Annotated in this window: 5 protein-coding genes; 3 read left to right on the top strand and 2 right to left on the bottom strand. The window is 55.6% G+C overall.

Features of this window, described 5'->3' with window-relative positions; translation table 11 throughout:
• The first annotated feature begins 2 nt into the window (after positions 1 to 2).
• A complete protein-coding gene (locus BQ8011_RS05265; protein ID WP_083429937.1) occupies positions 3 to 1721 on the top strand; it encodes an LpqB family beta-propeller domain-containing protein in 1719 nt (572 codons plus the stop codon).
• Between the two features lie 925 nt (positions 1722 to 2646).
• Positions 2647 to 3303, top strand: coding sequence for a ribosome hibernation-promoting factor, HPF/YfiA family (gene hpf / locus BQ8011_RS05270; protein ID WP_072455445.1), 657 nt, complete (start codon positions 2647 to 2649; stop codon positions 3301 to 3303).
• 64 nt (positions 3304 to 3367) lie between these two features.
• On the opposite strand, the gene BQ8011_RS05275 is transcribed toward hpf, so the two are convergent.
• Positions 3368 to 4144, bottom strand: a complete 777-nt coding sequence (locus BQ8011_RS05275; RefSeq protein WP_083429938.1) for a FadR/GntR family transcriptional regulator — start codon at positions 4142 to 4144, stop codon at positions 3368 to 3370.
• A 325-nt stretch (positions 4145 to 4469) separates the two neighbouring features.
• Between BQ8011_RS05275 and secA the strand changes: the two genes are divergently transcribed.
• Positions 4470 to 7280 (top strand): preprotein translocase subunit SecA, encoded by a 2811-nt coding sequence (gene secA, locus BQ8011_RS05280; RefSeq protein ID WP_072455447.1) that lies wholly within the window; start codon positions 4470 to 4472, stop codon positions 7278 to 7280.
• Between the two features lie 78 nt (positions 7281 to 7358).
• Here the strand turns inward: secA and BQ8011_RS05285 are convergent.
• Positions 7359 to 7606: Rv3235 family protein (locus BQ8011_RS05285; RefSeq protein WP_234952149.1), on the bottom strand; the 248-nt coding region annotated here is incomplete at its 5' end.

Genomic DNA, 7606 nt, shown 5'->3' on the forward strand with positions numbered 1-7606 from the left:
CGATGAAGTCCAGAATCCTTGCCCCGCACACGCTCTCTTGTCTCAAAATCGCTGCGGCCTGCATGACTGCGTTGATCTGTGCGAGCGCCTGTACGTCTCTTCCGACCTCGTCTTCTCCTGAACCCTTCGATGTCGACGCTCCCAACGCCTCGCCGATCGAATTGTCTGCAGGCGGGCCGATCGCCGACGCGGACCCCGAAACCCTGCTCAACAGTTTTTTGCTTGCCTGTGCCGCGGGAGCCTCCGATGACTACGCAACCGCGCGTCTCTTCTTAACGTCGTCCTCGGCGCAAACATGGGATCCTCACAAATTAGTGACGATTTACTCGACAGATTCGACCCCCAAGGTTGCATATTCCTTCGATCCCTCGAAGGCCGATACTCTCAATGCGTCGATCACTGCGGTCGGAGTTGGTTCCGTCGATCAAAATGGAGTCTTGTCTCCCGCCGAAACCTCATCCCTCGAAGCGCGTTTCCACTTGGTCCACGAAAACGGTCAGTGGCGAATTGACGCGCCAGCCGATGGCGTTGTGGTATCACAGGCTTCCTTCACCGCCTCCCACGAGCTTGTTTCCTTGATGTTCCCCTCAGCGACGGGAGATGCCCTGATTGCGGATCCTCGTTGGTATCCGACGCGTCGCCTCGAAACACACATGGTCGAAGGGCTGATCGCTGGGCCTCAGTCGCATTTGGGGGAGGCCTTGGTCAATGCGATTCCATCGGGCACGTCTATTTCAAGTGGGGGTATTGAGCTTTCGGACCATGTTGCGAAGGTTTCCTTGAACGGGTCGCTTCCCGTAGATGAGCGCGCGAAGCGCCTTCTTACATGGGAGATTTCTCAGACGCTGCAGCGCTCGGGACGCGTGAATTCGGTAGAAATTGCGATGGGAGGTGAAACGCTGGAGACGAACGATCTTCCCACGCAGCCTTCCTATGATCTCGACACTGCGGTTGCTTTTAGTTCCGAAGGGCTTGTTCGCCTTGACGGACGAACGACGTCCTCGCGTTCCCTGCCGATTGCTCCTTCGTCTTCTGCTTCTCTCCCTGCGGTTTCGCCGGTCTCTTCCTCTCTTGTTGCGTGGCGAGAAGATGACCGCATGATGATTGTTGATTCTGCTCTTTCTTCAGTGCGCGCGGTTGATGGATCGGTGGGGAACTATTCACCTTCTGTTGATCGCTTCGGTTGGGTGTGGGATGTCTCCCAGAGTAGGGGAGTGCGTGCGTCTCGAATTGAGGGGCAAAGCCTTGCAGTTGTGCCTCCCAATCAGTCCCTCAATGACGTTGCTGAGATTCGTGTGTCTCCCGACGGCGCGCGTGCGGTGCTTCTGCGGTCATCGGGTGGCACTTCGAGCGCGTGGATTGTTGGAATTGTGCGCCGAGGCAATGGTGAGCCGACCGGCTTTACGGATCTTGAACCCCTCACTGGTTTATCTGCGGGGGTTGACGATATTTCGTGGGCTGGGCGCTCGACTTTGGTTGCTGTGCGTCAAGGTGGTGTACGGGGCAGTGGTGACCAAGCAGACGAGGTGTCCTTAGTGACTCTTCCTGTGGGTGGTTTTCCCTCTGTTTTGGCTCTTCCTACCGGAACCGAACGCCTGAGTGCGGGGTCTTCCTCAACGACGATGGTCATTCGCGGTAAGGATGGAAATTATCAGGTGCGTTCGGGTGCGCTATGGCAGTCGCTCGAGGGGCAGCTGCGCGATATTTCTTATCCTGGCTGAATCGTTTTTTCCACAGATTCTGCGCTCCTGAGGCTGCGCCTCGGCTTGTGTGCTGTGCTTCCCCTATGGGTTTTCTTCACGAGGCCGCGCATGAGCTTGTGGGCGTCTGCATTCCCAGTGTCTGTGTGGGGTGTGGGAGATGGGACCACTCTGTGTGTCCGCAATGCGCAGCATTATCTTCGGTGTTGCTCCCACAATGGGAATTGCAAGACGCGGGAAATGCGGAATATCCACTGTGGGAACTGAGCGATTATTCGGACCCGATGCGCTCGATCATTGTGGCAGCAAAGCATTCGTCTCGGCTTGATCTGTCGGGGTTTCTCTTCGAATGCGGAGTCAATATCGGACTATCGATTGCGCAAAGCGGGATGCTGAGCGTGGGGACAGATGCGACATCGCTTTGGGTAGTTCCTGCTCCAGCGAGCTGGAAGAGACGACTTTTTGGGCAAGGAATCACGATCCATGTTGCCCGCGGACTAGCAGCAGCTGTGGGAGGACACAGTGAAGTGACGTGCTGTGTGCGTGATGTCTGTCGACTTGATCCGTGGGTGTCGTCGCAGGCGGGGAAATCCTCCGAACAAAGGCGGCAATCCCGTCACGGTCACATGCATGCGACGCAAAGAGTTCCTCAGGGAGTGGGTGTTATTGGCATCGATGATGTCGTGGCAAGTGGTGGAACAATGAATGAGATGTTTCGTGTGTTTGAACGCTCGTGGGTTGCGGGAGCCTGCATTGCACGATCGCGACAATGAGCATCAATCTTATGATGCAGATCACCGTTTTCTGCTATACTCGATGCATCTCTTCCAATGATGGCTCGCCATCGGTTGCTGATAGGGGGTGGTAGTTAAAGACACTCCGGGGCAATGACGTCGCCGGGTTTTCAATCGCGGCCCAGTCCGCATTCATGATGTGGAGAGAAACCATGGACATCACAGTTGCTGCACGTAATGCAGAGATTCACCCCAACTTTCGCGAATACATCGAGGAGAAACTGGCAAAGGTGACGCAGTTTTATCCTCGCGCGCAGCGGGTTGACGTTGAACTGACTCACCAGAGGAACCCACGACAGGCAGATACTGCCGAGAGAATCGAGCTCACCGTCTTTGGTAAGGGGCCGATCATTCGCGCCGAAGCAGAGTCTGCAGACCGTTATGCCGCAGTCGATATCGCGGCAGGAAAGCTTTTTGAACGTTTGCGTCGTATGCGCGATCGTGCGAAGGACCACCACCGTAGTGAAGAGATTCTTCCCCCCGATTTGGATGTACTTCCCGCAACGGTTACCTCAGTCGAGGAAGTGGAAGAGGTTACCCCGGCATCTCTCAAGAGCGCTGGAGACCTCAAGGTTGGTGAAGCTCGTGAGGAGCAGCTGGGAGACACCCCGATCATCGTGCGGCAGAAGGTTCATGAGACTGTCCCGATGAGCGTTGATGAAGCGCTCAACCAGATGGAACTGGTCGGACACCCCTTCTTCCTTTTCGTTGACGAAGAAACGATGCAGCCCTGCGTGGTTTACCACCGTCATGGATGGACCTATGGCGTACTTCGTTTGAATGCAACAGTCATTCAAACCGGCGAATAGAACACTCGCCTACGGTGAAGTTTGGGGGCGGAACTTCTCAGTTCCGCCCCCAAACTTTGTCTATTTACGCTTGATCGTTTTCGCCGCGATTCGCGCTCAACGCGTCGCTGAGTGGGTGGTAGTGAGCGAAGACGGCGCGGCGGTAGCCCTCAAGGTCACCATTTTCTGCGCTCACCAAGATGGCCTCGTGTGCGCGAGCAGTTTCCAACAAACCTTCGAAACCATTGTGGACCGAGGGAAGAGCCATCATATGGATCATCCACATTGCGTTGACCAACTGCTCTGCTAGAGGGTTATTGATCCTCTTCAGAAGTGTCGTGTGGAATTCGATGTCTTCATCCATGAAGAACTCGCACTTCTGTGCCTTAGCAATCATCGTGTCAACAAGCTCATGAAGGTGCTCGTCGTGAGTTCCCTTCAATGATTCGATCGCCTCGTATGCCAAGCCAAGATCGAGAACCTGGCGAACCCGCAAAACCTGGGAAAGCGCCTCGGCAGAATCAGGGGCAGTGGATGAGCGCAGGAAAACTGTCTTGATCAAAGGACGGAGCGTCATGTCTCCCACGAATGCGCCGCGTCCTTGCTGCACAGTGACGATCTCGAGGGCCTTGAGTTGACGAAGTGCTTCCCTCACCGAGGATCGAGAAACTCCAAGGGACTCGCATAGCGCTGATTCTGTAGGGAGAGGATCGCCTGGCTGAAGATGATTCTTCAGGATGTACTGCTCGATCGCGTCCATCGTGGTCTCGGTGCGAGAAGGTAGCGTAGGCGCTGTCGGCTGCAATGCGCTTTTTTGCGCAAATACCCCGGCGTCCGGGGAAAGTGATTCAAATTCGGGCATAATAACCGAGCTCTCTGACTCCTTGAGACCATGACTTTTCAGCAGATCAAAAAGATCGGGGAGAAAGCGCTACACAGAAGTTCTTCTATGAATCGCTGTGTCCTGACGGTGTACAGAGTAGCATTTTTTGCACACAAATTTGTCGGATATCTGTTAATGAGACGGGAGCATACCTTTTCATCGCGCTGAAGAGGAAAGATCGGCTGACAGAGAAAAAAGACACGGCGGAGCCAAAGAAGTCGAAAGCAGAGTCGGAAATTCGTAGACTAGAAACAGTGTGCGCGACGCACGCCCGGATCATCCGGTCACAATCCCAGGAGCCCTCGTGTCCATTATTGACAAAATCCTTCGAGCTGGAGAAGGACGTACCCTGCGTCAGCTCGACCGGCTTGCTTCCCAAGTTGACGCTCTTCAAGAAGACTTTGAAGCCCTGAGCGATGAGGAACTGCGCGGTAAAACGGACGAATTCAAGGAGCGCCTCGAAGAAGGCGAAACTCTGGACGACATCCTCGTCGAGGCCTTCGCAACCGTGCGTGAAGCCGCGTGGCGAACACTGCGCCAGCGCCCCTTCCACGTTCAGGTCATGGGAGGCATTGCCCTGCACCGCGGCAACATCGCCGAGATGAAGACCGGTGAAGGTAAGACTCTGGTCGCCACCATGCCCTCGTATTTGCGTGCACTTACAGGCAAGGGTGTTCACGTGGTGACCGTGAATGATTACTTGGCTAAGTACCAATCGGATCTCATGGCGCGCGTCTACAACTTCCTGGGAATGACCGTGGGCTGTGTGTTGGTTGGGCAGGAGCCCGCCGAACGTCGTGAGCAGTACAACGCAGACATCACCTACGGAACGAATAATGAATTCGGTTTCGACTACCTGCGTGACAACATGGCGCAGCGCCCCGAAGACATGGTTCAGCGTGGACACAACTTCGTGATCGTCGATGAGGTCGACTCGATTTTGATCGACGAGGCGCGTACCCCCCTGATCATTTCCGGTCCGGCCTCGGGCGATGTGAACCGCTGGTACACCGAGTTCGCGCGCATCGCCAATATCTTGGTGCGCGACGAGGACTATGAAGTCGACGAAAAGAAGAAGACTATCGGTGTCTTGGAATCCGGCATCGATAAGGTTGAAGATCAACTTGGGGTCGACAACCTCTACGAGGCTGCAAACACCCCGCTTATTGGTTTCTTGAACAATGCAATCCGCGCAAAGGAGCTCTTCCACCGCGATCGCGATTACATCGTCGACGGGGGAGAGGTCCTGATTGTTGACGAGCACACTGGGCGCGTTCTTCCAGGTCGTCGCTACAACGACGGAATGCACCAGGCCATCGAGGCAAAGGAAGGGGTGCAGATCCAGGCTGAAAATCAGACCCTTGCGACCATTACCCTTCAGAACTACTTCCGCCTCTACCCCGAAGGCTCGCGTTCGGGCATGACCGGTACCGCCGAAACCGAGGCTGCGGAATTCGCATCGACCTACAAGATCGGTGTCATCCCCATTCCGACGAACCGTCCGATGATTCGAAAGGACCAGCCTGACTTGGTCTACCCGAGCGAGGCCGGTAAGTTCCGTGCAATCATCGATGACATTGAAGAACGGCACGCGGCTGGCCAGCCTGTCTTGGTTGGTACCGCATCGGTTCAAAAGTCCGAACTCTTGTCGAAGATGCTCAAGGAACGCAAGATTCCTCACCAGGTCTTGAATGCGAAGCAGCACGCTCGCGAAGCTCAGATCGTTGCAATGGCAGGCCGAAAGGGTGCTGTGACCGTTGCGACGAATATGGCTGGTCGTGGTACCGACATCATGCTGGGTGGCAACTCTGAGTTCCTCGCCCAGGCTAACTTGGCAGCTCAAGGTCTTGACCCGAAGACGGACGCAGAAGAATACCGCCGCGCGTGGCCGGAAGCGCTTGCCGAGGCCGAGGCCGCAGTTGAGGCTGAACGCGAAGAAGTTCGCGAGCTCGGTGGCTTGTACGTCCTGGGTTCCGAGCGCCACGAGTCCCGTCGTATCGATAACCAGCTGCGAGGTCGTAGTGGTCGTCAGGGCGATCCCGGTGAGTCGCGCTTCTACCTGTCGATGCAAGACGACCTCATGCGTCTCTTCTCCTCAGGTTTGGCACAGCGCATCATGGCCTCGGGCGCTTACCCCGACGACATGCCGCTGGAAAACCGCGTGGTGACGCGTTCAATCGCCTCCGCTCAACACCAAGTTGAGGCACGAAACTACGAAATTCGTAAGAACGTCTTGAAGTACGACGATGTGATGACTGATCAGCGTGAACTCATCTACGCTGAACGTCGCCGCGTTCTGGAAGGCGAAGACTTGAAGCCCCAGATGAAGGGCTTCATGGAGTCTTTGGTTTCCGGAATCATTGCGGAGAAGACCAACGGTCTATCGCCTCGTGAATGGAACCTGAAGGAAGTGTGGGATACCCTGCGCGGATACTACCCGCCGTCGGTCACCGCCGAAGAGGTTGCAGAGCAATACGGCGGCGTTGGCTCGCTGACGCGCGAGGACCTTATGCGCGAGGTTCTGGGCGATATTCACACGCAGTACGAAGAAGCCGAAGATCAGCTCAATCAGAATCCGCTGGCGATTCAACAATTGGGCGATGAACCCATGCGTACGCTTGAGCGTCGCGTGGTGATCGCAACGGTTGATCGTTTGTGGCGCGAGCACCTCTACGAGATGGATTACCTCAAGGAAGGTATCGGTCTTCGTGCAATGGGTCAGCGTGATCCTCTTGTTGAATACAAGGACGAGGGCGCGCAGATGTTCAATGCGATGATGGACCACATTCGTGAAGAGTCCGTCCAGCAGGTCTTCTCCTATGCGCATCAGTTCCAGCTTGCCTATGAACAGGCTCGTGAGCGTGCTGCCACAGAGGAAGGCGTTCAGGAAGACAACAATGCTGAAGCTGAGCTCAGTGAAGAAGCCCGTCGTAAGGCTGCCGAAACTGAAGAGCGTGCTATTGAACGTTCCGCTTCTGTTATGGGAGACGTCGGCCAAGAAAAGAACTCGACTCGCCTGAGCTACTCTTCGGCTGAAGAAGAGGAAGGAACAACTTCCTCTGCGGGAGCTAATCGCGCTCAGCGTCGCGCAGCGAAGAAGCGCAAGAAGCGCTGATCTGACCGCTGTGACCGGCCTTTTGGTGGCGGCGTGCACCATGTGGTGCACGCCGCCACTGTTTAATCGGCAGTTTTTCTAGAGAACATCCAAGGCGGTGACGATCCAGCGATTCTTGAAAGTCTGGAGTCGCATGGACACAACGTGGCGCCCTTCTCCTTGCGCAACGATCACACAAGATTCGACAACTGTTTGCGAGGTCTGGCTGATATGCCACTGCACGGGATGGCATGCTTCGCGTCGAAAAGCGCGTCGATCCCTCTCAACGATCGTCACAAGGCGTTTGTACAGCGGCGGTATCAGCCATCGTTGGAGCTGCTGATACG

The organism is Actinomyces marseillensis, from assembly GCF_900155605.1.
In the GTDB taxonomy this organism is placed as follows: domain Bacteria; phylum Actinomycetota; class Actinomycetes; order Actinomycetales; family Actinomycetaceae; genus Pauljensenia; species Pauljensenia marseillensis.

Coding starts and splice junctions, on each gene's coding strand:
- BQ8011_RS05265 (WP_083429937.1), top strand. CDS start 3: ATGAAGTCCAGAATCCTTGCCCCGCACACGCTCTCTTGTCTCAAAATC.
- hpf (WP_072455445.1), top strand. CDS start 2,647: ATGGACATCACAGTTGCTGCACGTAATGCAGAGATTCACCCCAACTTT.
- BQ8011_RS05275 (WP_083429938.1), bottom strand. CDS start 4,144: ATGCCCGAATTTGAATCACTTTCCCCGGACGCCGGGGTATTTGCGCAA.